Below are 26,904 nucleotides of genomic sequence, written 5' to 3' on the forward strand. Positions count from 1 at the left end.
CACTTCTGTTTCTGTCACTGTTTTACTTTCCACTCTGGGGATCAGCCTGGGGGGCCGCGGAGATCAATTGCTGAAGGGATTCGAAGATGGTGGTTTTGTCCGCCGCGCGGCGGGTGCGGAAGCCGGTGTCCAGCTCGTGGGTGCCGAGCTTCCAGCGGAGCACCAGCAGGCCGTCCTTTTCGACAAACTTGCCGGCCATCCCGCTGTCCTGCCTCACGGCGGTGAGGTCCGCCGCCGGGATGTAGACCGCCGGAGCCCCGGACCGGTCAAAAAGGACACCGTGGGGGTAAACGGCGAGGGTCGCGTTGGTCCGGATGCCGAGCCCGTGCACGGCGATCCGGTCCAGCCAGTCCCCCGCGGTGGTTGAGGCGACGTACTGGCCTTCGGCCGTGTTGAGGGCAGCCCCGGGTGCCTCGGGCACCTCGGGCAGCTGTTCGACGTCGGCCTGCCGCTTGAGGCGGTTCCGCCAGCCCGCCCGGATCATCAGGAGGACGACGGCGATGATCACCACGGTGATCAGGCCGGTGAGGAGCTTGGTGTCCATCAGGAGACGCCCGCCGATTCGCGGTACGGCGTGTTGAGCTTGCCGTCCAGCACGGTGGGGTGGCCCTTGTAGAAGGTGGCCACCACCTTGCCCGGCAGCTCCAGGCCGGCAAACGGCGAATTGCGGCCCATGGTTGCCATCTTGTCCGGGTCAACGGTCCAGCGGGCAGCCGGGTCCACCAGGATGATGTTGGCCGGTTCGCCGGCTTCGAGGGGGCGGCCCTGGTCGGACAGCCGGCCAATCTGTGCAGCGGCCGTGGAGGTGACCCGGGCGAAGTCGGCCCAGGTCATGAGCCCGGTTTCGATCATGGTGTGCTGGACCACCGACAATGCCGTTTCCAGTCCGGTCATGCCCATCGCGGCCTGCGCCCACTCGCATTCCTTGTGCTCGCTGGGGTGCGGCGCGTGGTCGGTGCCCACCACGTCGATGGTGCCGTCGGCCAGGCCTGCGCGCAGTGCCTGCACGTCGGCGTCGGTCCGCAGCGGCGGGTTGACCTTGTAGACGGGGTTGTAGCTGCGGACCAGGTTGTCGGTGAGCAGGAGGTGGTGCGGGGTGACCTCGGCGGTGACGTTGATGCCGCGTTCCTTGGCCCAGCGGATGATCTCCACGGAGCCGGCGGTGGAGACGTGGCAGACGTGCAGGCGTGAGTTCACGTGCTGGGCCAGCAGGACGTCCCGGGCAATGATGCTTTCCTCGGCGACGGCGGGCCAGCCGGTGAGCCCCAGGACGGCGGAAACTTCACCCTCGTTCATCTGCGCACCGGCGGTGAGGCGCGGTTCCTGCGCGTGCTGGGCCACCACGCCGTCGAACGCCTTGACGTATTCCAGGGCCCGGCGCATCAGCACCGGGTCGTGGACGCAGATGCCGTCGTCGGAGAACATCCGGACGCGGGCGCGGGAGTCTGCCATGGCGCCAAGCTCGGCCAGCTGCTCCCCCGCCAGGCCGACGGTGACTGCACCGACAGGGCGGACATCCACCCACCCGGCGGCGCGGCCCAGGCTGTAGACCTGTTCCACCACGCCGGCGGTGTCCGCGACGGGGGTGCTGTTGGCCATGGCGTGCACGGCGGTGTAGCCGCCCAGGGCCGCGGCGCGGGTGCCGGTTTCAACAGTTTCGGCGTCTTCCCGGCCGGGTTCGCGCAGGTGCGTGTGCACGTCCACCATGCCGGGAAGTGCCACGAGGCCGGCCGCGTCGATGACTGTGGCGCCTTCGGCGTCAGCGTGGGTGGCTGCGCCGGTTCCGCGGGCGGCGATGACGCCGCCACGGATGAGCAGGTCCTCGGCGCCGGCGCCCAGGACAGATGCGCCGCTGATCAGGTAGGTTCCGTTGTTCTCTGCCATCAGTTGCTCTCCTTAGTGGGGGTGGCGGCTGGTTCGCGGGTATCTCCGGAGAGCAGCAGGTACAGCGCGGCCATACGGACGGAGACGCCGTTCTTCACCTGCGAGAGCACGGTGGAGCGGGGCGAATCCGCGGCGGCTGCGGAAATTTCCAGGCCCCGGTTCATGGGGCCGGGGTGCATGATGATGGTGTCCTTCAGCCCCAGGCTGTCCAGGGCACGGAGCCGGTTGTCGTCGAAGCCCCAGCGGCGGGAGTATTCGCGGGTGGAGGGGAAGAACGAGGCGTTCATCCGCTCACCCTGCACGCGCAGCATCATGACTGCGTCCACTCCCTTTTCCAGTGTTTCGTCCATGTTGTAGCTGACCTTGCACGGCCATTGTTCGACGCCGATGGGCAGCAGGGTGGGCGGCGCGACGAGGGTGACTTCCGCGCCGAGGGTGCGGAGCAGCCAGACGTTGGAGCGGGCCACCCGGGAGTGCAGGACGTCTCCGGCGATGGCGACCCGCATGCCTTTGAGGTCCGCACCGATCGATCCCGTCCCGGCCAGCTTCGCCCAGTGCCGGCGCATGGTGAACGCGTCCAGCAGCGCCTGGGTGGGGTGTTCGTGGGTACCGTCGCCGGCGTTGATGACTGCGGCGTCGATCCAGTCGGTCGCAGCAAGCCGGTGGGGCGCCCCGGAAGCCCAGTGGCGGATCACAACGGCGTCCGCTCCCATGGCGGCCAGTGTCTGGGCGGTGTCCTTGAGGGATTCGCCCTTGGAGACGGAGGAGCCCTTCGCGGCGAAGTTGATGACGTCGGCGGACAGGCGTTTGGCGGCTGCTTCGAAGGAGATCCGGGTGCGGGTGGAGTCCTCGAAGAAGAGGTTCACCACGGTGCGTCCGCGCAGGGCCGGGAGCTTCTTGACCTCGCGGTCCCCCACGGCGGCCATTTCCTCGGCGGTGTCGAGGATGCGGATGGCGTTGGCCAGGCTGAGGTCTTCGGTGGAGAGGAGGTGTTTCACGCGCCGCCCTCGATAACCACTTCGTTGACTGTCGATCCGTCGGGTGCGGTGTCGGTTTCCTCGAGGCGGACCCGGACCTTCTCAGCCGAGGAGGTTGGCAGGTTCTTTCCGACGTGGTCTGCCCTGATGGGGAGTTCGCGGTGGCCACGGTCGATCAGCACGGCGAGCCGGACGATCCGCGGGCGGCCGAGGTCGATGATGGCGTCCAGCGCGGCACGGATGGTGCGGCCGGAGTACAGCACGTCATCGATGAGGACCACGACCTTGTTGTCGATCCCTGTTCGCGGGAGTTGGGTGGGGTACGGCGGCCTGGTGGGCTGGTGGGAGAGGTCGTCGCGGAACATGGTCACGTCCAGCTGTCCGACGATCGCGGCGGCATCCACGGTGGGATCCGCGGCTGCGATCTTGCGGGCCAGCCGGAGTGCCAGCGGGTACCCCCGGCGCGGAATGCCCAGCAGGACCAGGTCCTTGGAGCCTTTGTTGGCTTCGAGGATCTCGTGGGCGATACGAGTGAGGGCGCGGTCAATGTCCGCCTGGTTGAGGACAACCCTGGCCGGAACCGGTGCGCTTGTGACAGAAGTCAACGCTCGTCTCCCCTTTCCCCGCCTCACAGGACGGAATTAAAAAAGGATTATTTGCGTTTCAAAATTACCACACGGGCCGGCCCCCTCCCCTGCCGGAGCAGAGCGTTTATGGTCACACCGGTACCTGCCGCAGTGCGCATGCCTTGGAGCCGGGATGGCGGCACCATAGGCTTTCCTTTATGTCGATGCATCCCCATCCCCCACCCGACCAGCCAGGTCCATCCGGGCCGCAAGGACCACTTCCCGGCCAGGCGAACCCCAGCTGGATGGGTCACGTGCAGCCTCAGTACTACCGTCCTGTGCCCGGCAATTCAGGCGGCCCGGTGCATTCCGTGGTGCTGCCGCACCCCGGCGGCGCCCAGGCCCCGGCCGCTCCCGGGACCCGCGCAGGGCTGCTTGGCCTGATGATCGGCGGCGGCGCGCTGGCATTCCTCAGCCTGTTTCTGGTGGTTCCGTTCCTCCTGGCCAATACGGGTACCGCCGGCTTCACTGTGGGTTTCGTCGCTTCGCTGGTCCCGCTGTCCGCGGTGCTGCTGGCGGTCCACGTGATCGACCGCTGGGAGCCGGAACCCAAGCGGCTGCTGTTCTTCGCCTTTACCTGGGGTGCCGCGGTATCTATCGCCGTCACGCTCCTGGTCCAGCCGTTTTTTGCGCTCACCTTCCAGTTTTCTGCCGAGGCCGATTTCCAGACGTACATGGCAACTGTCCAGGCGCCGATCGTGGAGGAATTCGCCAAGTCGCTGGGCCTGCTGCTGCTTCTGCTGATGGCGCGCCGGCACTTTGACGGGCCCGTGGACGGGGTGGTGTTCGCCTTCACGATTGCCGGCGGTTTCGCGTTCACGGAGAACATCCTCTATTTCGGACGGGCCATTGCGGAGTCCGCGAGCCCCGCCACCGACCTCGCGCAGATCTTCCTCCTGCGCGGCGTGATGTCACCCTTCGCCCACGCCATTTTCACCGGGACGACCGGGCTCATCATGGGCTTCGCGGCACGGCGGTGGCACGCGGGCGCCTCCATCGGGGCGTTCGTGGTGGGCCTGCTTCCCGCGATGTTCCTGCACAACCGGTGGAACAGCATGGGCCAGGGCTTCCTGGCGGACTACATCCTCATCCAGGTGCCCATTTTTGTGCTGTTCATTGGGGTGGTCATCCTGTTGCGCGTCGCGGAAAACCGGCTCACCCGCCAGCGGCTGCTGGAGTATGCGGCGGCGGGCTGGTTCACGCCTGCCGAAGTGGATCTGCTGGCCACGCCCGCTGGCAGGCGCACTGCCCTGCGCTGGGCTGCCGGCTACAACCGCCGGCCGCAGATGAAGGCTTTCCTGAAGGCGGCCACGAACCTGGCTTTCACCCGGCAGCGCATCCTGAGCGGCAGGGACGTGGCGCTGCACCAGGCTGAGGAACGCGAACAGCTGCACCGGATCCTGGCGCTGCGGGCCGCCGTCGCAAGCTGACGGCACAGCAAAGGGGCCGGCCTCCGCAAGATGGCGGAGGCCGGCCCCTTTTGTGAATAAGGCTACGGACTAGGCGAGCAGCGAAGGCTTCAGCTGCTGCAGGCGTCCGAGGAGTCCGTTAATGAACGACGGCGACTCGTCAGTTGAGAGGACCTTGGCCAGCGCCACAGCCTCGCTGACGGCCACGCCGTCGGGTACGTCGTCGTTGTAGAGCAGTTCCCAGGTGCCGATCCGCAGGATGATCCGGTCCACGGAGGGCATGCGCTCCAGGGTCCAGCCCTGCGAATAGGTTTCCAGGAACTCGTCAATGGCGGTCTGCTGCGAGACCACGCCTTCGACGATTTCCAGCGTGTACGGATTGACGATCTGGTCAGTCTTTTCCCGCCGCGCCCGCAGGACGTCAAAAGCGGAGACCGATCGCTGCTCAGCTTCGAAGAGAACGTCCAGTGCCCTGTTACGGGCCTTACCGCGTGCGCTCACTACTCGCTGACCCGGCCAAGGTAGCTGCCGTCGCGGGTGTCGACCTTGACCTTGGTGTTGTTCTCGACGAACAGCGGAACCTGGATCTCGTAGCCCGTTTCGAGGGTGGCCGGCTTGGTGCCTGCTGAGGAGCGGTCGCCCTGGAGGCCCGGCTCGGTGTAGGTGATTTCCAGGACAACGCTGGCGGGAAGTTCAATGTAGAGCGGGGTGCCCTCGTGGATGGCGATGTTGACCATCTGGTTTTCCAGCATGAAGTTGGTGGCGTCGCCTACGGTGGCACCCGAAACGGTGATCTGGTCGTAGTCGGTGGTGTCCATGAAGACGAAGTCAGCGCCGTCCTGGTACAGGTACTGGTAGTCGCGACGGTCAACCGTGGCGGTCTCGATCTTGAGGCCGGCGTTGAAGGTCTTGTCCACAACCTTGCCGGACATCACGTTGCGCATCTTGGTCCGTACGAACGCACCGCCCTTGCCAGGCTTGACGTGCTGGAATTCGATGATGTTCCAGAGCTGGCCCTCAAGCTTAAGGACCGTTCCGTTCTTGATGTCGTTAGTGGTTGCCACTGATTTCCTCTGGTTTCTATCTGCCTGGGCGGTCAGACGTTTCTATGCCGGGCAGGCATGCCGATCGGCCCGCCAGCGCGTGTTTGTCAAAAATCCAAGAACCATTCTACCGGTAAATCCGGTGCGGCTTCCGTCAGTGTGTGTCCGGCCACTGCTGGGCTGGTGTCAGCAGGCCAGATCGAGGACGTCGCGGGCGCGCTGGAGGGCCACCGTGGAGGAATAGATGAGGGCGGCGTCGGCGGACTCGGCAACGCGGAGGTCCAGGGCGCGGGCAAACGATTCAACGGCTGCGGAGGTCTGGCCGGCGCTGTACTGCGTCTTGCCGAGGAACTGCAGGACCAGTGCTTCGCGGGGGGTTCCCTGGACTTCGGCGAGGAGCTGCCTGAACAGCTCCACCGCGCGGTCGAGTCGGTTGGAGACGCGCAGCACTTCGGCTTCGAAGGCCCTCAGCCGGAACGATTCGGGGTCTTTGAAGCGCGCCTCGGCCAGCAGTTCGGCCGCTTCCGGGGCGTGTCCTTCGACCAGGAGCACAAAGATGTGGTCCGCCGGGTCAGTGGACACTGCCAGGGCTTCCCGGCAGGCATCCTCGTTCACGATCTGCGGGAGCAGGGATTCGGGGTTGATGCGGATCCCGGGGAAGCCGGCCTCGGGCCAGTCGCTGGTCCCTTCCAGGTCGCCCTGCATCAGGACGCAATTTCCTGGTAGGCGGCGAAAAGCAGTGACGTGTCCGGCACATCGAGGATGCCGGGCTTGGCCACACCATCCAGGACAACGAACCGCAGGAGGTCCCCGCGTGACTTCTTGTCCCGGCGCATGCCGTCCAGGAGTCCCTGCCAGCGGTCCCGGCGGTAGGTGACGGGCAGGCCGAGGGTTTCCAGGATGCTGCGGTGGCGGTCGGCGTCGGTGTCGCTGAGGCGTCCCACGCTGCGGGCCAGTTCGGCGGCGAACATCATGCCTACCGACACTGCGGCACCGTGCCTCCAGGAGTAGCGTTCCACGAGTTCGATGGCGTGGCCGAGGGTGTGGCCGTAATTGAGGATTTCGCGGAGTCCGGATTCCTTGAGGTCTTCGGAGACTACTTTTGCCTTCACGGCGATGGCGCGTTCGATAAGCTCGCGCAGCACGGCGGACTGCGGATCCACTACGGCTTCGGGGTCCTTTTCAACGAGGTCAAGGATGGCCGGATCAGCGATGAAGCCGCACTTAACCACTTCGGCCATGCCGGAGATGAGTTCGTTGCGCGGCAGCGTGTTCAGGGTGTCCAGGTCCACCAGCACACCGGCGGGCGGGTGGAAGGAACCCACCAGGTTCTTGCCTTCGGCGGTGTTGATGCCGGTTTTGCCGCCCACGGAGGCGTCCACCATTCCCAGCAGGCTGGTGGGCATGTGGATGACTTTGACGCCCCTGAGCCAGGTCGCGGCCACAAAGCCGGCGAGGTCGGTGACGGCGCCTCCGCCGACGGCGACGATGGCATCGGATCGGGTGAAGTCGTTTTGTCCCAGGACCTGCCAGCAGAACGCCGCCACCTGGATGTGCTTGCCTTCCTCGGCGTCCGGGATCTCGGCCGTCAGGGAGGTGAAGCCCGCGGCGGCGAGTTCGTCCCGCACAGTGTCGCCGGTGAGCCGCAGTGCCCGGGGGTGGATGACCAGCACGCGCCGCACCCGCTCACCCAGGAGTCCGGGAAGGCTGCCGAGCAGGCCCCGGCCGACAACGACGTCGTAGTTCTGGGCCGCCGACTCTCCGGTGACCTTGATGACTGTTGATTCGTCGCTCACTTTTCAACTTCCTGTTTGGCAGCTGCGAATTCCCGCAGCGCAACTTCGAGCCGGCGTCCGATCTCTGACACGGTGCCCTCACGGACGTCCAGGACCACGTCGGCCAGCCGTTCGTAGACCGGTTTCCTGGCGGCGAACATCGTGACCCACCGTCCCATGGCATCGCCGGCCAGCAGCGGACGGCCGGAATTGCGGGCAATGCGGCTGGCCACCGTGTCGGCGTCGCATTCGAGGTACACCACGGTGCAGCTGTCCAGGAGCTGCTGCGTTCCGGAGTCCAGGACGGCACCGCCGCCCAGCGATATCACCGTGGCCGTGCCTGCGGCCTGTTCCACGACGCTGGCCACGGTCCGGGCCTCGATCTCCCGGAAGGCGCGTTCGCCCCGCCCGGCAAAGATGTCGGCGATGGAACCGTGGTTCCCGACGATCACCACATCGGTGTCGATGAACGGCGCGCCCAGCTGCTGCGAGAGCTGGTACCCGATGGCGGACTTACCCACGGCCATGGGACCAATCAGGACAATGGGCCGGTTTTCCGGCGCACCTGTTTTGCTGCGATGCGGCACTACTGGCCGATCGAGTCCAGGGACGCCGGGATGTTGTCCAGGTAACCCTTGATGTTTCGCTTCGTTTCGGCCACGGAATCGCCGCCGAACTTTTCGGTGACGGCCTCGGCAAGGACCAGCGCCACCATGGCTTCGGCCACAACGCCGGCGGCGGGCACGGCACACACGTCCGAACGCTGGTGATGGGCCTTGGCGGCCTCGCCGGTGCTGACGTCGATGGTTTTCAGGGCACGGGGCACCGTGGCGATCGGCTTCATCGCGGCACGGACGCGCAGCACGTCGCCGATGCTCATGCCGCCTTCGATGCCGCCTGCACGGTTGGACGTCCGGATGATTTTGCCGTCTGCGTCCTTGACGATCTCGTCGTGCGCGGCGGAGCCCCGGCGCGCGGCGGTGAGGAACCCGTCGCCGACCTCCACACCCTTGATGGCCTGGATGCCCATGAGGGCGGCGGCCAGGCGGGAGTCGAGCCTGCGGTCCCAGTGGACGTAGCTGCCCAGTCCAGGCGGGAGGCCGTAGGCGAGCACTTCCACCACGCCGCCGAGGGTTTCGCCTTCTTTGTGGGCAGCATCCACTTCGGCGACCATGGCGTCAGACGTCTCGCGGTCGAAGCAGCGCAGCGGGTCCGCGTCCAGGGCAATGACGTTGGCCGGAACGGGGAGGGGGCGTCCTTCGGGCACGGTGACGCTGGCAATGGAGACGGTGTGGCTGACAAGCTCGATGCCGAGGTGCTTGAGGAACTGGGCGGCCACGGTGCCCATGGCAACACGGGTGGCGGTTTCCCGGGCGCTGGCGCGTTCGAGCACAGGGCGGGCCTCGTCGAAACCGTACTTCTGCATGCCGGTGAAGTCCGCGTGTCCGGGGCGGGGGCGGGTGAGCGGGGCGTTGCGTGCCTGGTCGGCGAGGATTTCCGGGTCAACGGGGTCCGCGGACATGATCTGTTCCCATTTGGGCCATTCGGTGTTGCCCACCTGGATGGCCACCGGTCCGCCCTGGGTCAGTCCGTGCCGGACGCCGCCGAGGATGGTCACCACGTCCTGTTCAAACTTCATGCGTGCGCCGCGGCCGTAGCCAAGGCGGCGGCGGGCCAACGAATCGGCGATCTGCCCGCTGGTGAGTTCCACACCGGCGGGGACGCCTTCAATAATTCCCATCAGGGCCGGACCATGGGATTCACCGGCAGTCAACCAACGCAACATAATTTCCATCCTGCCACGTATGGCGGTCAGTACGCCCGTCGGGGAAGCCCGACTGCGTCACACATCACATCTATGACAGCTGCGTTAACTTCCTCACCAAGACGGGAGAAAAGCCGCACCTGTTCCACTGCCTGGTAGAGCAGCATCTCGAGCCCCGGGACCACTGCACCGCCGCCGGCCTGCCACGCGGAGGCCAGCATGCTGGGCCAGGGATCGTACGCCACGTCCAGCAGGACGCCGGCGGTCCGGGCGCCACCGGCCGCCAGTTCTCCTGCGAGTCCGTCGGCCGCGCGGGGCGGCAACGTTGAAACCACGACGTCGGCAGCCGCCGTCGGCACTGCCGCCTCGGACAGGTGCCGCACGGCCAGGTCCACGCCCACTCCGGCGGCGGCGGCACGCGCCTCCTGCACCCGTGACGTGTCGCGGACAAACAGCTGCACCGACTCCGTGCCGAGCAGTTCGAGGGCGGCCACGGCCGATGCCGCGGTGCCGCCGCCACCAAGGATTACGGCAGTGGGAGCAGGCACAACACCGGCGTTCCGGACAGCGTTGACGATGCCGGCGACATCCGTGTTGTACGCGACGCGCCGGACTGTGTCACCGGCGTCTTCGAAAGCCACCGTGTTGACCACGCCCAGGACCTTCGCAACACCGCGGACTTCGTCCACTTCCTGCAGCATCGCCGTTTTCAACGGCATGGTCACGGAGAGCCCCCGCCACCCCTGCTGCCGGCTGAGCTCCTGCATAAAGCCGGGCAGCGTCCGCTCCGTGAGGTCCACGGCCGTGTAGTCAATCCCGATGCCCAGCTTTGCGTACGCCGCTGAGTGCAGGGCCGGCGACTTCGAATGGCTGATCGGGTGACCCAGGACGGCGGCCCGCAGGCTCATGCGCAACGGCCCGCGTGGGCTTCGCACCAGGTGTTGTACTGGTCCACGTACACGTTGTGCTCCGCCAGGGTCTTGGAGAACTTGGTCTCCTTGGTGTCCAGGTTGATGGTCACCCAGTAGAGGTAGTCGTTGGTTTTGGGCCGGGCGGCGGCATCGATGGCCGTCTTGCCGGGCGAACCAATGGGGCCCGGAGGCAGGCCGGGGTTGGCATAGGTGTTGTAGGGGTTTGACTTGTCCTGGCGCTGTTCATCCGTGAAGTTGAAGCTCTTCGTGCCCAGTCCGTACGTCACCGCCGAGTCCACCTGCAGGTAGCCGTTGGTCTGGTCATTGGGCTTGAGGCGGTTGTAGATGGCGCCGGCGACGTCCCCGTACTCGGCCTGGCCGCCTTCCGCCTGGACAATGCTGGCGACGATCACGGCTTCGTACTGCTTGGCGGGATCAGTAATGCCCTGCGCCACGAGTTCGTCCACCGTGACCTTGACCAGCGACTGCAGGATGTCCTTGACAGGGGTGCCCAGCGGGAACCGGTACTCCCCCGGGGCCAGGAAGCCTTCGAGGTTCTTGGCGTTGGCCGGCAGGCCGAACTGCCCGGGCGTGTTACTGAGCTCTGTCAGCTGACTCAGCGGGATTCCGGATCCCTCGGAGATTGCCTGCAGCGACTCCCCGATCCTCAGGCCGGCGCTCAAGGCAAAGTAGATGACCTTGCTCTTGTCCTGGCCGAGGAGGACGTTGACGGCGTCGGAGTTTTTCATCTCCATCTTGAAGGTGTAGTCGCCCGGCGACAGTGTTCCGCCCGACGCAGTGAATGCCTGGAGGAATGTATCTGCGTTGGCTACGACCTTTTCGCTTTCCAGCTTGGCGGCCATGGACCGGGTACCCTCGCCGGGCTCAACAGAAACCTGGACCTCGCCGGTGCCGGGGCCGGGAAAATCGGTCGGTTTATCGTTTCCGAGCAGCGGCTTAAGGAACTGTGCGCCGATCGCGACTGCGGTCACGAAAACAACCAGGGTCAGGAAAAGGGCGAGGAGGCGGCGCCGGCGGCGCACCTTCTTCGACGGCCCGGGCACTACGGTGACCGCCGAGGCGCCGCCGAGCAGGCCGGCGTCGTGGTGGTCATCCGGATGGTAATCCGCATCATGGTGCGCCTCGGTGAGATGGGCGTTCCCATAATGCGCGTCCTCGTAGTGCAAGGCGTCTGAGTGCACGGCGTCATAGTGCACGGCCTCAGGATGGCCGTCCTCGTCATGGTGCTGTTCATCCGTGTGGTGGGCGTCATCAGCGTAGGGGTAATGCCCGTCGTGATGTGTGTCCCCGGGCAGGACCTCGCCGTGCTCCACCGCCGGCGGCGCGAACTCCGCCTGCTGGACGCTGGGCGGGGTGTCCGGGGTCGCCGGCACGGCGGGTGCGCTCTCCGGCGCGGCGGGGATCACAGGCGATGCCTCGGTCGCGGGCGATACTGAATGTTCCGAGTTGGAGGCCGGCCGTGCCTCCGGAACTGCCGGGACCACGGGAGGGGCATCGGGCTCGGGTGGTGCCGTGGCGGCCGGCTTGTGCCCATTGCCCTCATCCAGGTAGTCGAACCCGGTTTCGTAGGCCTGCTCCGGAACAACGTTGTTGCTTTCCGTGTGCAGTGACTTCTCCAACGCGCGGATTTCCTTGCGGGTCAGCTGCCTGGCCCCGCCGTCGCCGGGGGTGCCGGAAGTGTCATCAATGTTGGCCGGGCTCACTGTAGCCTTCCGTTATCTGAAGATCGAGTCTTGTCCTCCGGGGCAGCAGGCGCAGGCGTATCCGCTGCGCTGTCCCCGGAAAGCCACGGACGGGCCGGCGCGTTCACGCGGCCACCAACATCCGTTCCCCTGGCTTTTTGCATGTCTATGGCGTGCTGGAGGATTCCTGCCGCCGCAACCTGATCCACCACTTTACGGTGGTTCCGGCTGCTCATGCCAGCTTCGTGCAGGTTGCGGTGGGCCGTGACGCTGCTGAGGCGTTCGTCGACGAGGCACACGGGGACGTCCAGCCCCCGGCTTTCCAGCTCACCGGCCAGCAGCTCCGCATAGTCCGTCGCCATCCGTGCGGAAGCGTGCTCCTCCCCCTTCATGGTGCGGGGAAGCCCCACAATGACCTGGACCGCCCCCAGTTCCTGGACCAGCCCTGCTATGACGCGGACATCCGAGTTCTTCTTCGGGTTGCGGTCAAGGGTCTTGTAGGGCGTGGCGAGGATCCCGTCGCGGTCACAGAGGGCGACGCCCACCCGGACGGTGCCGACGTCCACCCCCAGTTTGATTCCCTGGGGGTAGGCGCTGGCTGCTGCTGGACTGGTCATGGAGTGCTTATCGCCGGGAAATGGCGTCCACAACGGCTGCCAGTGCCGGTGCGACCTTGCTGGCGTCCGTTCCGCCGCCCTGGGCCACGTCGTCCTTGCCGCCACCGCCGCCGCCGAGGATCCCGGCAGCGAGCCGAACCAGGGCTCCGGCCTTGACTCCTGCGTCGCGGGCGGCCTCGTTGGTGGCCACCAGGATCATGGGCCGGTCGTTGCTGACACCGGCAACAGCCACGGTGGACGCGGCGGAACCCAGCCGGTTCCGAAGGTCCAGGGCGAGGCCACGGAGGTCGTCGGCACCGCTGACCTGTCCGGCGTCGTGCGCGATAACGCTGACTCCGGCGGCATCCTTCGCCGTACCGGCAATCTGGCCCGCAGCGGCAGCGAGCTGCTCCTTGCGGAGGCGTTCCAGTTCCTTTTCGGCAGTCTTGAGTTTCGTGAGGGTGACCGCGATCCGGTCAGCCAGCTGGCCGGAGGGAACCTTCAGCATTTCGGTCAGTTCCGTCACCAGGGCACGCTCTGCGGCCAGGTGGCGGAACGCGTCCATGCCCACGAACGCTTCAACGCGGCGGTTTCCCGAACCCACCGACTGCTCCCCCAGCAGCGAGAGGCTGCCAATGAGGGACGTGTTGGAAACATGGGTGCCGCCGCACAGTTCACGGGACCATGCGCCGTCGATCTCCACAACGCGGACTTCACTGCCGTAGTTTTCGCCGAAGAGCGCCATGGCGCCCAGCGCCTTGGCCTCGGCGAGACCCATGACCTTTGTGTCCACCCGGAAGTTGTTGCGGATGGCGAGGTTGGACACTTCCTCGATTTCCGAGCGGGTGGCGGTGCTGAGGCCCTCGCCCCAGGCGAAGTCGAAGCGGAGGTAGCCAGCCTTGTTGTAGGAGCCGCGCTGGGTGGCTTCCGGGCCGAGGATCTGGTGCAGGGCGGCGTGGACGATGTGCGTGCCGGTGTGGGCCTGTTCCGCGGCGTGGCGGCGTTCCCGGTCGACGGCGGCGCGCACCAGGGCGTCGGCGGGGATCTCGCCTTCCCGGACGATCGCCTTGTGCACGCTGAGTCCCTTCAGCGGGCGCTGGACATCGAGGACCTCGACGACGAAGCCGTCGCCGGTGATCAGGCCGGTGTCAGCTGCCTGGCCGCCTGCCTCGGCGTAGAACGGCGTCTCGGCCAGGATGAGCTCAATCTCGTCCCCGGTCGAAGCCTGGCCCACTGCCCGGCCGCCGCTGAGGATGCCGCGGACGCGGGACTCGCCGTCGAGGTCGGTGTAGCCGGTGAAGACGGTCTCGCCCTGGGCCAGGAGCTCCTGGAAGGCGCTGAGGTCGGCGTGGCCGCCCTTCTTGCCCTTGGCGTCGGCCTGGGCACGCTGGCGCTGTTCGAGCATCAGCCTGCGGAATTCGGGCTCGTCCACCCGGAGTCCGGCCTCTTCAGCCATCTCCAGCGTGAGGTCGATGGGGAATCCGTAGGTGTCGTGGAGTGCGAACGCATCGGCGCCGGACAGCGGCTTGCCGGCGGACTTTGATTCGGTCACGGCATCTTCAAGCCGGGCGGTGCCGGACGCGATGGTGCGCAGGAATGCTTTTTCCTCGGCGTACGCGATCCGGCTGATCCGGGCGAAGTCGGTCTCCACCACCGGGTAGACGCCTTTCATGGCGTCGCGGGACTCGGGCAGCAGGTCCGGCAGGCAGGCCTTTTCGACGCCGAGCAGGCGCATGGAACGGACGGCACGGCGGATGAGGCGGCGCAGCACGTAGCCGCGGCCTTCGTTGGACGGGGTCACGCCGTCGGCGATCAGCATCAGGGCTGACCGGATGTGGTCGCCCACAACGCGCATCCGGACGTCGTCGGTGTGGTGCGGGTCATCCGGCGTTTCGGCGGAGGTGTATTCCTTGCCGGACAGCTGCGCTGCCTTGTCGATGACGGGGCGGACCTGGTCGGTCTCGTACATGTTCTCGACACCCTGAAGGATCATGGCAAGGCGCTCCATGCCCAGGCCGGTGTCGATGTTCTTCTTGGGCAGTTCGCCCACGATGTCGAAATCGTCCTTGGAGCGGACGTTGTCGATCTGGTACTGCATAAACACCAGGTTCCAGATTTCGACGTACCGGTTCTCGTCGGCGATCGGTCCGCCGTCCACGCCGTAGGCGGGGCCGCGGTCGTAGTAGATCTCGGAGCAGGGGCCGGCGGGGCCCGGCTGGCCGGTGTGCCAGTAGTTGTCGGCCTTGCCCATGCGCTGGATGCGTTCGGCCGGGACGCCGGTGTTCTTCAGCCACAGCTCCTTGGCTTCGTCGTCCTCTTCATAGACGGTCACCCAGAGCAGTTCCGGCGGCAGGCCGTAGCCGCCGTCGGCCACGCTGGTGGTGAGCAGCTCCCAGGCGAACCTGATGGCGTCTTCCTTGAAGTAGTCGCCGAAGGAGAAGTTGCCGCACATCTGGAAGAAAGTGCCGTGGCGTGCAGTCTTGCCCACTTCCTCGATGTCGCCGGTGCGGATGCACTTCTGCACGCTGGTGGCACGGGAGTACGGTGCTTCCTCGCGGGCCGTCAGGTAAGGGATGAACGGGACCATGCCGGCCACGGTGAACAGCAGGGAGGGGTCGCTGGAGACCAGTGAGGCGGAAGGCACCGCTGTGTGGCCTTTGCTGACGAAAAAGTCGATCCAGCGCTTGGTGATCTCCTGCGACTTCATGAGCTGTTTACTTACCCTTCTTGGTTCACGCGTCTGTTGTACGTGACAGTTTTGATTCAGTGGGCAGCCCCGGCATACGGGACTGCTGGTTTAATTCTCGCGCGGCTTCCGGGGCGTCAGCGCCGGACAAGCTCCTGGGACTCGACGCCGAGCGCGGCGCGCAGGTCGGTTTCACGCTCACGCATTCCCGCCCGTACAGCGTCCGCGAAGTCGTAGACACCGTCGGCGAGCCGGCCCACCGCACGGTTCAGGCCAACCGGCCCGAGGTTGGCCTGGGCTTCGGTCACTTTGCGGAATGCGATGACTCCGATGGCCACGCCGATCCCCATCCAGACAAGTCGTTTCATTTTCAGTTCTCCGTGGCTTAGCGGCTGCGACGGCCGGCGGCGGGCTTCTTGCGGTTGGCGAAGGCGGAGCGTACGCCGTAGCTGAAGGCTGCCACCTTGATCAGCGGTGAACCGACGGTCGCTGCCATGAGGGACGACAGCGCGGAGAGGTTGGCCGAGGCATCCGAAACGTTGGAGGCGATGCCGTCAACTTTCTTCAGCTGCTGGTTGGTGGTGGACACCGTGGCCGTCACTTCGTCCATCAGGGGCGTGGCGCCGTCGCTGATGGCGCGGATGGAGGTGCGCACTTCGTCAAAAACCCGTCCCAGTTTCAGGATCGGCACTGCGAGCAGCAGCACCAGGAGCGCGAACACCCCGGCAGCGATCAGGCCGGCAATATCGCCACCAGACATAGACGTTCATCTCCTCGAAACTGTGTGGATCTGTTCCATCCGCGTGTGCATTTTCGGTGCGAAACGCAGAAGCCCCCCAAGTACCTTACATACAAAGAAGCCCGCGGCGCTTGCCACGGGCTTCTTTGTATACGCTGCTGGGATTTAGCGTGCGTAGAATTCGACGACGAGCTGCTCTTCGCAGGTCACGGGGACCTCGGAGCGCTTCGGGCGACGGACCAGGCGTGCCTGCAGGGCGTCAAGCTTGACGTCCAGGTAGGCGGGAACCTGGGGCAGGACGTCGCGGTGTGCGCCGGCTGCTGCCACCTGGAGCGGAACCATGGTTTCGCTGCGGCTGTGAACGTGGACCAGCTGGCCTTCGCCAACGCGGAACGACGGACGGTCAACGCGGATGCCGTCAACCAGGATGTGGCGGTGCACAACGAGCTGGCGGGCCTGGGCGATGGTGCGGGCGAAGCCGGCACGCAGCACGAGCGCGTCAAGACGCATTTCGAGCAGTTCGATCAGGTTTTCACCGGTCAGGCCCTTGGTGCGGCGCGCTTCTTCGAAGGCACGGGTCATCTGGGCTTCGCGGATGCCGTACTGGGCGCGCAGACGCTGCTTTTCGCGCAGGCGTACGGCGTAGTCGGAGTCCTGCTTCTTGCGGGCACGGCCATGCTCACCGGGGCCGTACGGGCGGCGCTCCATGTACTTGGCGGCCTTGGGGGTCAGAGCGATGCCGAGTGCACGCGAGAGGCGTGCGGTACGGCGAGCACGAGTGTTGTTAGCCACTTGTGTCCTTCCAATATCTGCGGTGTGTCAGTGTTACTGGCCTCCACGATGGAGAGCATCGGCCAACCGCTGCCTTTTGCTACTGGGCACAGGGCATAACCGCATCAAAGTGAATTTGGTGGATTGTGCGTCCGTGCCTTGCCAGACAACGAACTATCCTACCACGCGGGAGCGGCGCAGCGGCCGCCGGGGCTGCCGCCCTGTTAGCCTGCTCCTATTATCACCGGACTCTTGGCCGGGCCAACTCTGGCGTGGGGACAGGGACACGTTGGCTCCCTGACCCATAGGACAACAGCATGTGGATGTGCAGAGTGCGGATCGCCGGCCCGTGCCCGGGGCCGCGTTCACGCGGACGCCCCGGACGTGGAGCCTGCGGCGTGAATGGTCCCGGGCGTTCATCCTGATGCTCATTGCGCTCCTGGTGGGCGCGGCGGTGACCATCGTGGGCGTCCGGGGTGTGGTTGGCCACGTCCAGGCCGCTGACAGCCGGCTGCTGCTTGAGGCGGAACGGATCGAGTCGCTGCGCACGGCGCTGGATGACCACGAACAGCTGGGGCACCGGCTGCTGTCGGACCCGGCCGCCGACCACGCGGCGTTCATGGCCCAGCAGCATGAAATTTCCGCCCTGTTCGACGCCGCCGCCACGGACCTCCTGCCGGCGGAATCCAGGCCCGCCGTCGGGGACGTGCGGCAGGCGTGGCAGGAATCCCTCGCATCCCATGGCCTGTGGTCCGTTCAGGTGGATGGAACACACGGAACCCGCGCCGCGGAGTCTCCCGGGTTCGCGGCCGACAGTGCCCGGGTCCGCACCCTGCTGGCCGGCGTCCAACGGTCCTCCCTGGCGGCCATGGACAAGGCGCTGGCCTATACCGCGGACCTGGAACTCATCCTCGTCGCTGCCCGGACCGGGCTGTTCGCCATCGCCGTTGCGGCGACGTTCTACTTCCGCCGCAGGATGGTCAAAGACCTGCTGCGGCCGGTGGCCAGCCTCCGGCACGGCGCCCTGAAACTGCAGGCCGGGCAGTACACGCACCGGATCTCCGTGCACCGGCGGGACGAACTTGGCGAGCTGGCCGAGGCCTTCAACGCGATGGCCGCCGCTGTGCACGACAGCCACCTCGAACTGACCCACCGTGCCACCCACGATTCACTCACCGGCCTGCCCAACCGCGCCGCACTCATGGAGCGCCTCACCGCATCATTCGACCCGGAACCTGGCGGCGACAAGGGCAATGGCGCCAGGCTTGAAGGCCTGCTCTTTATCGACGTCGACGATTTCAAGGGAGTCAACGACTCGCTGGGCCACGAGCGGGGCGATGCCCTCCTCATCCAGCTCGCCGCACGGCTTCAGGCCTGCGTGCGGGCCGAGGACCTCGTGGCCCGCCTGGGCGGGGACGAGTTCGCGATCGTGGTGATGGAGGATGACGGACACTCCGTCACAGGCGACGTTGCCGAACGGATCCACGAGGCCCTGCGGGCACCGTTCTTCGTCGCTGACGACCGCCTGACCCTGACGGCCAGCCTTGGTGCTGCCCAGCGCAGGCAGGACACGCCGGACGCAGCGGAGCTCCTGCGCCAGGCTGACTTTGCGATGTACATGGCCAAGCACGGCGGGAAGGCGCGTTACCAGCTGTTCGACCCGCGCGGACACGACCACACGGCCTACCGCGCTGCCCAGAAGAGCGACCTGGCAACGGCTGTCGCCGCCCGGCAGCTGCGCCTTGAGTACCAGCCCGTGGCGGACCTGCTGACCGGGGAAACCGTTGGACTGGAAGCCTCTCCTACCGGCAGCGACACCCGATGACCGCACCCTTGCCGCCGTCGAACTGGTCCTCGTAGACCCGCCACGCAGGCCGGACGGCTCGTACTCGAAATAACGGAGGCTGCCCTGGCAGCCAGCCGGGACGGCGGCATGTCCGTCCTGAACAGGCTCAAGGCACTCGGCGTCCGGATCGCCGTCGACGGCTTCGGAACCCGCAGCACGGGGCAGGGTTACCTGCTGGCGAGGCCGGGACCTGCCCAGATTGTTGAGGCGCTGCTGGCCTCAGGTGCCAGGCTGGAGCACGTTGCCCTGGCCGGACTGGGGGATGCGGTGGGTGCGCAAAAACTATTGCCGGGAAGGCTCAGCTGCCCCTGATGATCTTGCGCAGCCGCTCCAGCCTGATGGCAATGTCGCGTTCCGTACCGTTGGCCGTGGGCAGGTAGTAGTCCTTGCCCACGAGGTCGTCCGGCGGGTATTGCTGCGTCGCCACGGAGTGCGGGGCGTCGTGGGCGTACTTGTAGCCGAGTCCATGGCCCAGCTGCTTCGACCCCGGATAGTGGGCGTCGCGCAGATGGGCCGGAATCCCGTTGCCGAGGCCGGCGCGGACGTCCGCCACGGCCTTGTTCAGGCCCATGTACGCCGCGTTGGACTTGGGCGCGGTGGCCAGGTGGACCACGGCTTCGGCCAGCACGATCCTGCCTTCGGGCATGCCGATCAGCTGGACTGCCTGCGCAGCGGCGACGGCAGTCTGCAGCGCCGTGGGGTCGGCCATGCCAACGTCTTCGGCGGCGGAAATCACGATGCGCCGGGCAACAAACCTGGGGTCCTCCCCTGCCTCAAGCATCCGCGCCAGGTAGTGCAGGGCTGCGTCCACGTCGGAACCCCGGACGGACTTGATGAAGGCGCTGGCGACGTCGTAATGCTGGTCGCCGGCCCGGTCGTAGCGGACCGCGGCGACATCGAGGGCCCGCTCCGTATGCTTCAGCTCAACGGTCACCGGACCGTCGCCCGCGTCGTCGGCGTCGCCGAACGCCACCCCGGCGGCGGCTTCGAGGGCAGTAAGTGCACGCCGGGCGTCACCCCCGGAAAGCCTGACCAGGTGGGCCAACGCCTCGTCACTGAGTTCAACCTTCCCGTTCAGTCCCTGGACATCTGTGACGGCGCGCTGAACGAGTCCCTCGATGTCGTCGTCGGTGAGGGGCCTCAACGTCAGCAGCAGCGACCTCGACAGCAGCGGAGAAACCACGGAAAAGGACGGATTCTCGGTGGTGGCCGCCACCAGGACAACCCAGCGGTTTTCCACCCCGGGCAGCAGCGCATCCTGCTGCGCCTTGTTAAACCGGTGGATCTCGTCCAGGAACAGCACGGTGGTGGTTTTGTACAGGTCCCGGGCGGTCAGGGCCTCGTCCATCACGCGGCGGACATCCTTCACGCCTGCCGTGATGGCGGACAGTTCCACGAACTTACGGCCACGCCCCTTGGCGATCACGTGGGCCAGCGTGGTTTTTCCGGTCCCGGGAGGTCCCCAGAGGATGACCGACGCCGGCCCGGCGGGGCCGCCTGCATCAGCACCGGCGGCCAGTTGGCGCAGCGGCGAGCCCTGCCCCAGCAGGTGCTGCTGGCCCACCACGTCGTCCAGCGTTTTCGGCCGCATCCTGACCGCCAGGGGGCTGCGGGGCCGGCCGTTGCCGTCCGCTCCGCTTCCGGCGGCGGCCGCCGCGCCGCTGTCGCCTTCGCCGTCGTCGTCGTTGCCTGGCCCTTGGGCGAAGAGATCATCCACACAGATAGGCTACTTCTAGTTCACCGCTTCGTTCCGCCAGCCCAAGGGGTCCCACATGAGCGCACACCCCGCCGCCGGGGCCGGCCGTCCCAGCTCCGTCAGGACTGCTTTTGTGCCCGGCGTCCGCCTCGCGGGCTGGGTGGAGCGGTTCAGCGCCGCCCACGGCGGCTTCCGGCTCAGCGATGACGACGACGGCGTGCGGCTCCTGGCGGCCGACGGCACCACCGCGTTCCTGCAGCCGCCCTGGCCCGACGACGGCCGGCCAGGACGGGGCGCCGGCCCATTGGAGCGGCTGGCGTCCATCGCCTCCCAGCCGCGCCGGCTCGGCCTTCTCCTGGTCCGGCGGGGAGGTTATGGCATCGCCGTGGCCAGCGAGGGAGTCATCGTCGTGTCCAAGGCGGGCACCAGGTACGTGCAGTCCCGGACCGCTGCGGGGGGCCAGTCGCAGCAGCGGTTTGCCCGCCGCCGTTCCAACCAGGCGGATGAGCTGGTCCAGGCCGTCGCCGGGCAGGCCCGGCAGGTGTTCAGCGGCCAGTCCTTCGAGTACGTCGTTCCAGGCGGGGACCGCACCCTGGTGGACCTGGTGCTGGAGGAGCCTGTCCTGAGGGACTACGCGCGCCTGCCCCGGCTGGCCTACCTCGACGTGGCCGATCCCCGGGCCGCGGTCCTGAAGAAAGCGGCAGCGGATGCCTGCGCTGTCCGGATCCAGGTGGCCGACCCGCCGGAGTAGTTAGGTTAACAGCCGGTCAGGTGCCGTTTGGGCCGTTCCTGCCGGTAGACGTAGCGGCCGGTTTCCGTGAATCCGGCGTTGGCGTAGAGTGCCTGCGCCCCGAGGTTGGCGGCGGTGACCAGCAGCCAGTAGCTGTCCAGCCGCTGTGACTGACCGGCCCCGAGCAGGCCCTGGAGGATACGCGTGGCGTAGCCGCGGCGCCGTGCGTCCGGGCGTGTTGCCATGCAGTACAGGCCGCCCCAGCCGGCCGGCCCGCCCGACCGGCCCGGAGGAATGGCGAGGCGCCCGACGGCGGCGGGGACGCCGTCGTCGTCCCTCACCAGGGCGTACAGCGACGGGCAGCCCTCAAGGATTCCGCGGGCGGTGGCAAGGGAATCCTCGCCGCCGCGGCCGTCCACGCTCCACCAGAGCCGCAGCCATTCCGCGGAAGGCTCTGATGAAAGTTCGACGCCGGGGTCGGGCACTACTTCCCCGGCGCCGGCTTCGCCGTTGCGCGCCAGGATCAGGGTTTCGGACTGCCGGGTGAAGCCTTCGGCATCCAGGAAGGCATTCAAGGCCTCGTTGCAGGCATTGTCAAAAACCTGGAAGATCACCGGCAACCGGCGGCTTCGGTACCAGGCCCTGGCCTCCCGCAGCAGGACAGGCCTTTCGTGGGGTTCGCCGTCCCTCCCGGCGCGCGGCCAGATCGAGTTGGCCCGCTGGGTCACGCCGTCTGCGGCGCGAAGAACCCATCCGCCTGTTTCGTCCCGGTCGGGAGCCGGCCAGGCGGCGTCCATCACACGTTCAAGGTCCATCGGGGCGGTGTCGGCCACGGTGCTCCATCCTTCATCAACGGCAGGAGGCTCCCCGGTTGTCCGGGGAGCCTCCTGCGGTTGAGCCTAGAGCCTATTTGGCTTCCGGTTCGGCTTTCTTGGCTTCTTCCGGCTTCGTTTGGGGCTTGAAGTCGACGCCGGCCTCCTTGCGCTGCTGCGGCGTGATCGGCGCGGGGGCCTGCGTCAGCGGGTCGTAGCCGTTGCCGGTCTTCGGGAAGGCAATGACGTCGCGGATCGACTCAACACCTGCCAGCAGTGCCACCACGCGGTCCCAGCCGAAGGCGATGCCGCCGTGCGGCGGGGCCCCGAACTTGAAGCCCTCGAGCAGGAAGCCGAACTTGGTCTGGGCGTCTTCACGGTCCAGGCCCATCAGTTCGAAGACCCGCTCCTGGACGTCGCGCTCGTGGATACGGATGGAACCGCCGCCGATTTCGTTGCCGTTGCAGACGATGTCGTACGCGTAGGACAAGGCCGATTCCGGGTCCTGGTCGAACGTGTCCAGGAACTCCGGCTTGGGCGAGGTGAAGGCGTGGTGGACTGCGGTCCACTTGCCGGCGCCAACAGCCACATCGCCGGAGGCCACTGCAGCGGCGGCCGGCTCGAACATGGGGGCGTCCACCACCCAGCAGAAGGCCCAGGCGCTGGGATCGATCAGGCCGGTGCGGTGGCCGATCTCCACGCGGGCAGCACCCAGGAGGGCACGGGCCGCGGACTTCTCACCGGCGGCGAAGAAGATGCAGTCGCCCGGCTTGGCGCCCACGGCGTCGGCGAGGCCTGCACGCTCGGTTTCGGTCAGGTTCTTGGCGACCGGGCCTGCCAGTTCGCCGTCTTCCTTGAAGAGGACGTATGCCAGGCCCTTGTGGCCGCGCTGCTTGGCGAACTCCTGCCAGCCGTCAAGGGTGCGCCGCGGCTGGGAAGCGCCGCCGGGCATCACCACGGCACCGACATACGGAGCCTTGAAGACGCCAAAGCCGGTGTCCTTGAAGAATTCGGTGAGCTCAGTCAGTTCCACGCCGAAGCGGAGGTCAGGCTTGTCCGAGCCGTAGCGGGCCATCGCGTCGGCATAGGTGATGCGCTGGATGGGGGTGGGGATCTCGACGTCGATCAGCTTCCAGAGTGCCTTGACGATGTTTTCGCCCAGGGCAATGATGTCGTCCTGGTCAACGAAGCTGGCCTCGATGTCCAGCTGGGTGAATTCCGGCTGGCGGTCGGCGCGGAAATCCTCATCGCGGTAGCAGCGCGCAATCTGGTAGTACTTCTCGAAACCGCCCACCTGCAGGAGCTGCTTGAAAAGCTGCGGTGACTGCGGCAGCGCGTACCAGGAACCCGGGGCCAGGCGCGCGGGGACCACAAAGTCGCGGGCGCCTTCCGGCGTCGAGCGCGTCAGCGTGGGCGTTTCGATCTCGACGAAGCCGTCCTGGTGGAGCAGCTCGCGGGCCACGCGGTTGGCTTCGGACCGCAGCCGCAGGTTGCGGGCGGGGCCGGGACGGCGCAGGTCAAGGTAGCGGTGCTTCAGGCGTGCTTCCTCACCGACCTCGACGTGCTCGTCGATCTGGAACGGCAAAGGCTCGGAGGTGTTGAGGATAACGACCTTGTCCGCCATGACCTCGATTTCGCCGGTGGCCAGCGCGGGGTTCTCATTGCCCTCGGGGCGCTGGGAGACGGTGCCGGTGATCTGAAGGACGTACTCGTTGCGCAGACCGTGGAAGACCTCTTCCTCACGGACCACAACCTGGGCCACACCGGAGGCATCGCGCAGGTCCACGAATGCGACACCACCGTGGTCACGACGGCGGCCCACCCAGCCGGCCAGGGTTACGGTTTGTCCAATGTGCTCGGAGCGAAGGGATCCGAGGTCATGTGTGCGCAGCACAGCACGCCTTTCTGAAAGAGACAGCAGGAACTTTAGGGAAGTTGCATAGGATCGTTCCGGGAACAATCCCGTTCGAGTTTACCCGTTGGAAAGGCTCCACCACCCCCATGACCGGGCACCAGCAACTTCAGCGGCGGCTGGGCGTGTTCGACGCCACGTCGATCGGGCTCGGCTCCATGCTCGGCGCGGGCGTCTTTGTGGCCTTCGCCCCGGCCGCCGGTCTGGCCGGAGGTTTCCTGGTCGTTGCTGTCCTGATCGCCGGTGCCGTGGCGTACTGCAACGCTGTTGCCTCGGCTGAACTCGCGGCCAGGTACCCGGCAAGCGGCGGTACCTATGTCTACGGCCGGAAGCGGCTGGGCGAGTGGCCGGGTTTCATTGCCGGCTGGGGCTTCATCACCGGAAAATCAGCGTCCTGCGCGGCCATGGCACTCACCTTCGGGAATTACGTTGTGCCGCAGTACGCGATTCCTGTGGCGGTTGCCGCGGTGGTGGCGCTGACAGGGGTCAACCTGCTGGGCATCACCCGCACCGCCCTCCTGACCAGGGTCCTGTTGGCCGTGGTCCTGGCCACGCTGGTGTTTGTTGCCGCCGCCAGCATCGTCGGCCCCCACCCGGCGGGCGCCTCCCTTGGAGTGGACGCGTCCGACGCCGGTGCTGACGCCGGTGTTCCCGCCAACCTCGGCGGCGTGTTGCCAGCGGCCGGGCTGATGTTTTTCGCGTTCGCCGGCTACGCCCGGATCGCCACCCTCGGTGAGGAGGTCAAGGATCCGGCCAGGACCATCCCCCGGGCCATCCTTGCAGCCCTCGCTGCTGCCTTCGGCATTTACCTTGTCCTGGCGCTGCTGCTGTTGAATCACCTGTCCCCCGCCGGCCTGGCCGCAACCGCCACGCCGCTGCTGGACGCTGTCCGCAACTCTTCCCTGGCCGCAGGCGCGCCGGTTGTCCAGGCCGGGGCGGCCGCTGCCTGCCTCGGCGCCCTCCTGGCGCTGATCACCGGCGTGGGCCGGACCACCCTGGCGATGGCCCGTGAACGGGATCTCCCTGGCCCCCTTGCACGCGTCGGCGGGAAACATACGGTGCCGTTCGTCGCAGAACTGGCGGTGGCCGCCGTCGTGATTCTCCTGCTGCTGACCACGGACGTCATGACCGTGGTGGGCTTCTCCAGCTTTGGCGTCCTGATCTACTACGCGGTCACCAACGCTGCCGCCTATACACTGGCCGAACACCCTGCCCATGGCCCCCGGTGGCTGAATATCGCCGGGTTCCTCGGCTGCCTGCTGCTGGCGTTCACCCTGCCGGCCGCGTCGGTGCTGGGCATGGCGGGCGTCCTCACAGCCGGAGCGGCAGGGCGGTTCATGGTGCTGAGGTTCCGCCGCTAGTGCCGTTTCGGGCCTAAGCCATACCGTCGTGGGGCACTTTGGGCAGGTTGAGCACGGAAATCGGCCAAGAAAGCGGCAAATCCACGTCAAAGTGCCCCACGAAGGCTGGCCCCGGCCGCCGTCGCCGCGGCAAGTACCGGGCCGTTAGTGTCAGGCCGGCTGGGCGGACGCCTGAAGCGCGGTGGTGACCTGGACGGACAGGTCTTCGTCAGCCGGGGCCCAGCTGGCCGGATCGGCGTCCACCTGCACGCCCGATCGGATGTCCTTGACCTGGTGCTTGCCGTCGTCGTCGGTGAACCAGACAAAGGGAATGCCGCGGCGGTCGGCGAACTTGATCTGCTTGCCGAATTTCTCGGCCTTCGCCGCGACCTCGGTGGCGATGCCCCTGCCGCGGAGCTGTGCCGCAATGTCCTGGGCAGCGCCCCAGCTGTCGTCGTCAGTTAGGGCAACCAATACTGCCGTGGGCACCGAGCGGGACGCCTTCGCCAGGTCCTGGCTGAGGATGCGGGACACGAGCCGGGTCACGCCGATGGAAAGGCCGACGCCGGGGAACTTGCGGTTGCCCTTGCTGGCCAGGGCGTCGTAGCGGCCGCCGGAGCAGATGGAGCCGAGCTGTTCGTGGCCCACCAGGACGGTCTCCACCACGGTGCCGGTGTAGTAGTCCAGGCCGCGGGCGATGCTGAGGTCCGCTATAACCTTGCCCGGAGCCCGCTGCACTGCGGCCGCGATGACCTGTTCGAGCTCGTCCAGGCCCTCTTCCAGGAGGTCGTTCGTCACGCCGAGCGCGCGGACCTGGGCCACAAACGAGGTGTCCTCGGTGCGGATCCCGGCAAGCTTCAAGGCCAGCTGTGCCTGCTCGTCGGTTGCTCCGAGCTCGGACTTCAGCAGTTCCGCGACCTTGGCGGGGCCGATCTTTTCCAGCTTGTCGATGCTGCGCAGCACGCCGGCGGTGTCATCCAGGCCGATGCCCCGGTAATAGCCTTCAGCCAGTTTGCGGTTGTTGATGCGCAGGCGGAAGTCCGGGATGGGCAGGGCACTGAGGGCTTCGGCGATCACCAGGGCGATTTCCACGTCATAGCGGAAGGGCAGGTCGCCGTCGCCCACGACGTCGATGTCCGCCTGGGTGAATTCGCGGGCACGGCCTTCCTGCGGACGCTCGCCGCGCCAGACCTTCTGGATCTGGTACCGCCGGAACGGGAACGCCAGGTAACCGGCGTTCTCCACCACGTACCGGGCAAACGGCACCGTCAGGTCGAAGTGCAGCGCGAGGGCGTGCGGATCGTGTTTGCCGGCCTTGGATTCGTCACCTTCGTCATCCTGGAGGCGGCTGAGCCCGTAGACCTCTTTATCGATCTCACCCTTGCGCAGCAGCTGGCCGACAGTTTCCACCGCACGGGTCTCGATGGAAGAGAAACCGTGCAGCTCGAAGACCTTGCGGAGGGTGTCCAGCACGTGCAGCTCCACCAGCCGCTCCTCGGGAAGCCACTCGGGGAATCCGGACAGGGAGGCGGTGCGTGCCATGGTGGAAGATCTCCTCTTAATAAAGGGTGCCTGGGACTTTACCCGGTAATCCACCCGAAACGGGCCGGGAACGGCGGCTGTCCGGCAACTCATGCATAAACTATGTGCGGCAGTCAGTTTATGCGTCATCCGCCTGCATCT

General features: G+C 66.8%; 25 protein-coding genes and 1 pseudogene. 5 read left to right on the forward strand and 21 right to left on the reverse strand.

Annotated features, from left to right (window positions below; all coding sequences use genetic code 11):
• Positions 1-22 precede the first annotated feature (22 nt).
• From ABV518_RS20260 to pyrR, 4 genes are read right to left on the reverse strand one after another with little or no spacing between them, the layout of a single operon-like run.
• Entirely contained in the window at positions 23-544 is a 522-nt protein-coding gene (locus ABV518_RS20260; RefSeq protein WP_367770781.1) for a hypothetical protein, read from the reverse strand.
• On the reverse strand, positions 544-1,884 hold the full coding sequence (locus ABV518_RS20265) for a dihydroorotase (protein WP_367770785.1): 1,341 nt from the start codon (positions 1,882-1,884) through the stop codon (positions 544-546). Before ABV518_RS20265 ends, ABV518_RS20260 begins: the two co-directional genes overlap by 1 nt.
• Positions 1,884-2,882: an aspartate carbamoyltransferase catalytic subunit gene (locus ABV518_RS20270; RefSeq protein ID WP_367770788.1), complete on the reverse strand. Its 999-nt coding sequence runs from the start codon at positions 2,880-2,882 to the stop codon at positions 1,884-1,886. Before ABV518_RS20270 ends, ABV518_RS20265 begins: the two co-directional genes overlap by 1 nt.
• The gene (gene pyrR / locus ABV518_RS20275) at positions 2,879-3,466 is read right to left on the reverse strand and encodes a bifunctional pyr operon transcriptional regulator/uracil phosphoribosyltransferase PyrR (protein WP_367770791.1); all 588 of its coding nucleotides are present in this window, start codon (positions 3,464-3,466) and stop codon (positions 2,879-2,881) included. The genes ABV518_RS20270 and pyrR overlap by 4 nt, the downstream gene beginning before the upstream one ends.
• A gap of 179 nt (positions 3,467-3,645) precedes the next feature.
• Here pyrR and ABV518_RS20280 point away from each other — a divergent pair, with 179 nt between their 5' ends.
• The gene (locus ABV518_RS20280) at positions 3,646-4,917 is read left to right on the forward strand and encodes a PrsW family intramembrane metalloprotease (RefSeq protein ID WP_367770794.1); all 1,272 of its coding nucleotides are present in this window, start codon (positions 3,646-3,648) and stop codon (positions 4,915-4,917) included.
• A 69-nt stretch (positions 4,918-4,986) separates the two neighbouring features.
• On the opposite strand, the gene nusB is transcribed toward ABV518_RS20280, so the two are convergent.
• From nusB to rpsD, 13 genes are all read right to left on the reverse strand, one after another.
• Positions 4,987-5,397, reverse strand: coding sequence for a transcription antitermination factor NusB (gene nusB, locus ABV518_RS20285; RefSeq protein WP_367770797.1), 411 nt, complete (start codon positions 5,395-5,397; stop codon positions 4,987-4,989).
• Positions 5,397-5,960, reverse strand: coding sequence for an elongation factor P (gene efp, locus ABV518_RS20290; protein WP_310163716.1), 564 nt, complete (start codon positions 5,958-5,960; stop codon positions 5,397-5,399). Before efp ends, nusB begins: the two co-directional genes overlap by 1 nt.
• A gap of 165 nt (positions 5,961-6,125) precedes the next feature.
• Positions 6,126-6,644 (reverse strand): tetratricopeptide repeat protein, encoded by a 519-nt coding sequence (locus tag ABV518_RS20295; RefSeq protein WP_367770800.1) that lies wholly within the window; start codon positions 6,642-6,644, stop codon positions 6,126-6,128.
• Complete coding sequence (gene aroB / locus ABV518_RS20300) at positions 6,644-7,735, reverse strand: 3-dehydroquinate synthase (RefSeq protein WP_131133088.1); 1,092 nt, start codon at positions 7,733-7,735, stop codon at positions 6,644-6,646. Before aroB ends, ABV518_RS20295 begins: the two co-directional genes overlap by 1 nt.
• On the reverse strand, positions 7,732-8,301 hold the full coding sequence (locus ABV518_RS20305) for a shikimate kinase (RefSeq protein ID WP_367770804.1): 570 nt from the start codon (positions 8,299-8,301) through the stop codon (positions 7,732-7,734). The genes aroB and ABV518_RS20305 overlap by 4 nt, the downstream gene beginning before the upstream one ends.
• Positions 8,301-9,500: a chorismate synthase gene (gene aroC / locus ABV518_RS20310; RefSeq protein WP_310163708.1), complete on the reverse strand. Its 1,200-nt coding sequence runs from the start codon at positions 9,498-9,500 to the stop codon at positions 8,301-8,303. Before aroC ends, ABV518_RS20305 begins: the two co-directional genes overlap by 1 nt.
• Positions 9,501-9,526: 26 nt before the next feature.
• On the reverse strand, positions 9,527-10,387 hold the full coding sequence (locus ABV518_RS20315) for a shikimate dehydrogenase (RefSeq protein WP_367770808.1): 861 nt from the start codon (positions 10,385-10,387) through the stop codon (positions 9,527-9,529).
• Entirely contained in the window at positions 10,384-12,114 is a 1,731-nt protein-coding gene (gene mltG, locus ABV518_RS20320; RefSeq protein ID WP_367770811.1) for an endolytic transglycosylase MltG, read from the reverse strand. The genes ABV518_RS20315 and mltG overlap by 4 nt, the downstream gene beginning before the upstream one ends.
• Positions 12,111-12,710, reverse strand: a complete 600-nt coding sequence (gene ruvX / locus ABV518_RS20325) for a Holliday junction resolvase RuvX (protein ID WP_367770813.1) — start codon at positions 12,708-12,710, stop codon at positions 12,111-12,113. The genes mltG and ruvX overlap by 4 nt, the downstream gene beginning before the upstream one ends.
• A gap of 7 nt (positions 12,711-12,717) precedes the next feature.
• The gene (gene alaS, locus ABV518_RS20330) at positions 12,718-15,396 is read right to left on the reverse strand and encodes an alanine--tRNA ligase (protein WP_367770816.1); all 2,679 of its coding nucleotides are present in this window, start codon (positions 15,394-15,396) and stop codon (positions 12,718-12,720) included.
• Between the two features lie 116 nt (positions 15,397-15,512).
• The gene (locus ABV518_RS20335; RefSeq protein ID WP_207307738.1) at positions 15,513-15,743 is read right to left on the reverse strand and encodes a hypothetical protein; all 231 of its coding nucleotides are present in this window, start codon (positions 15,741-15,743) and stop codon (positions 15,513-15,515) included.
• Positions 15,744-15,760: 17 nt separating this feature from the next.
• Entirely contained in the window at positions 15,761-16,135 is a 375-nt protein-coding gene (locus tag ABV518_RS20340; protein ID WP_066291665.1) for a DUF948 domain-containing protein, read from the reverse strand.
• Between the two features lie 144 nt (positions 16,136-16,279).
• On the reverse strand, positions 16,280-16,906 hold the full coding sequence (rpsD, locus tag ABV518_RS20345) for a 30S ribosomal protein S4 (RefSeq protein ID WP_111905420.1): 627 nt from the start codon (positions 16,904-16,906) through the stop codon (positions 16,280-16,282).
• A gap of 304 nt (positions 16,907-17,210) precedes the next feature.
• On the opposite strand from rpsD, the gene ABV518_RS20350 reads away from it, so the two are divergent.
• Both ABV518_RS20350 and ABV518_RS20355 read left to right on the forward strand, forming a co-directional pair.
• Positions 17,211-18,710 (forward strand): diguanylate cyclase, encoded by a 1,500-nt coding sequence (locus tag ABV518_RS20350; protein ID WP_367770821.1) that lies wholly within the window; start codon positions 17,211-17,213, stop codon positions 18,708-18,710.
• Positions 18,711-18,767: 57 nt separating this feature from the next.
• Positions 18,768-19,043 (forward strand): annotated as a pseudogene (locus ABV518_RS20355) (hypothetical protein); the annotation flags it as partial.
• Here the strand turns inward: ABV518_RS20355 and ABV518_RS20360 are convergent.
• The gene (locus ABV518_RS20360) at positions 19,030-20,448 is read right to left on the reverse strand and encodes a replication-associated recombination protein A (RefSeq protein WP_367770824.1); all 1,419 of its coding nucleotides are present in this window, start codon (positions 20,446-20,448) and stop codon (positions 19,030-19,032) included. The pseudogene ABV518_RS20355 and the gene ABV518_RS20360 sit on opposite strands and share 14 nt — an antisense overlap.
• A 55-nt stretch (positions 20,449-20,503) precedes the next feature.
• Between ABV518_RS20360 and ABV518_RS20365 the strand changes: the two genes are divergently transcribed.
• Entirely contained in the window at positions 20,504-21,178 is a 675-nt protein-coding gene (locus tag ABV518_RS20365) for an acVLRF1 family peptidyl-tRNA hydrolase (RefSeq protein ID WP_367770827.1), read from the forward strand.
• Between the two features lie 5 nt (positions 21,179-21,183).
• Here the strand turns inward: ABV518_RS20365 and ABV518_RS20370 are convergent, their stop codons facing one another.
• Both ABV518_RS20370 and aspS read right to left on the reverse strand, forming a co-directional pair.
• On the reverse strand, positions 21,184-21,972 hold the full coding sequence (locus ABV518_RS20370; RefSeq protein ID WP_367771079.1) for a GNAT family N-acetyltransferase: 789 nt from the start codon (positions 21,970-21,972) through the stop codon (positions 21,184-21,186).
• Positions 21,973-22,063: 91 nt separating this feature from the next.
• On the reverse strand, positions 22,064-23,863 hold the full coding sequence (aspS, locus tag ABV518_RS20375; protein WP_367770830.1) for an aspartate--tRNA ligase: 1,800 nt from the start codon (positions 23,861-23,863) through the stop codon (positions 22,064-22,066).
• Between the two features lie 107 nt (positions 23,864-23,970).
• Here aspS and ABV518_RS20380 point away from each other — a divergent pair, with 107 nt between their 5' ends.
• Positions 23,971-25,242, forward strand: a complete 1,272-nt coding sequence (locus tag ABV518_RS20380; protein WP_367770832.1) for an APC family permease — start codon at positions 23,971-23,973, stop codon at positions 25,240-25,242.
• A gap of 150 nt (positions 25,243-25,392) precedes the next feature.
• Here ABV518_RS20380 and hisS read toward each other — a convergent pair whose 3' ends face one another.
• Complete coding sequence (gene hisS, locus ABV518_RS20385; protein WP_367770835.1) at positions 25,393-26,763, reverse strand: histidine--tRNA ligase; 1,371 nt, start codon at positions 26,761-26,763, stop codon at positions 25,393-25,395.
• Positions 26,764-26,904 lie beyond the last annotated feature (141 nt).

Source organism: Arthrobacter sp. HS15c, from assembly GCF_040812005.1.
Classification (GTDB): Bacteria; Actinomycetota; Actinomycetes; order Actinomycetales; family Micrococcaceae; genus Arthrobacter.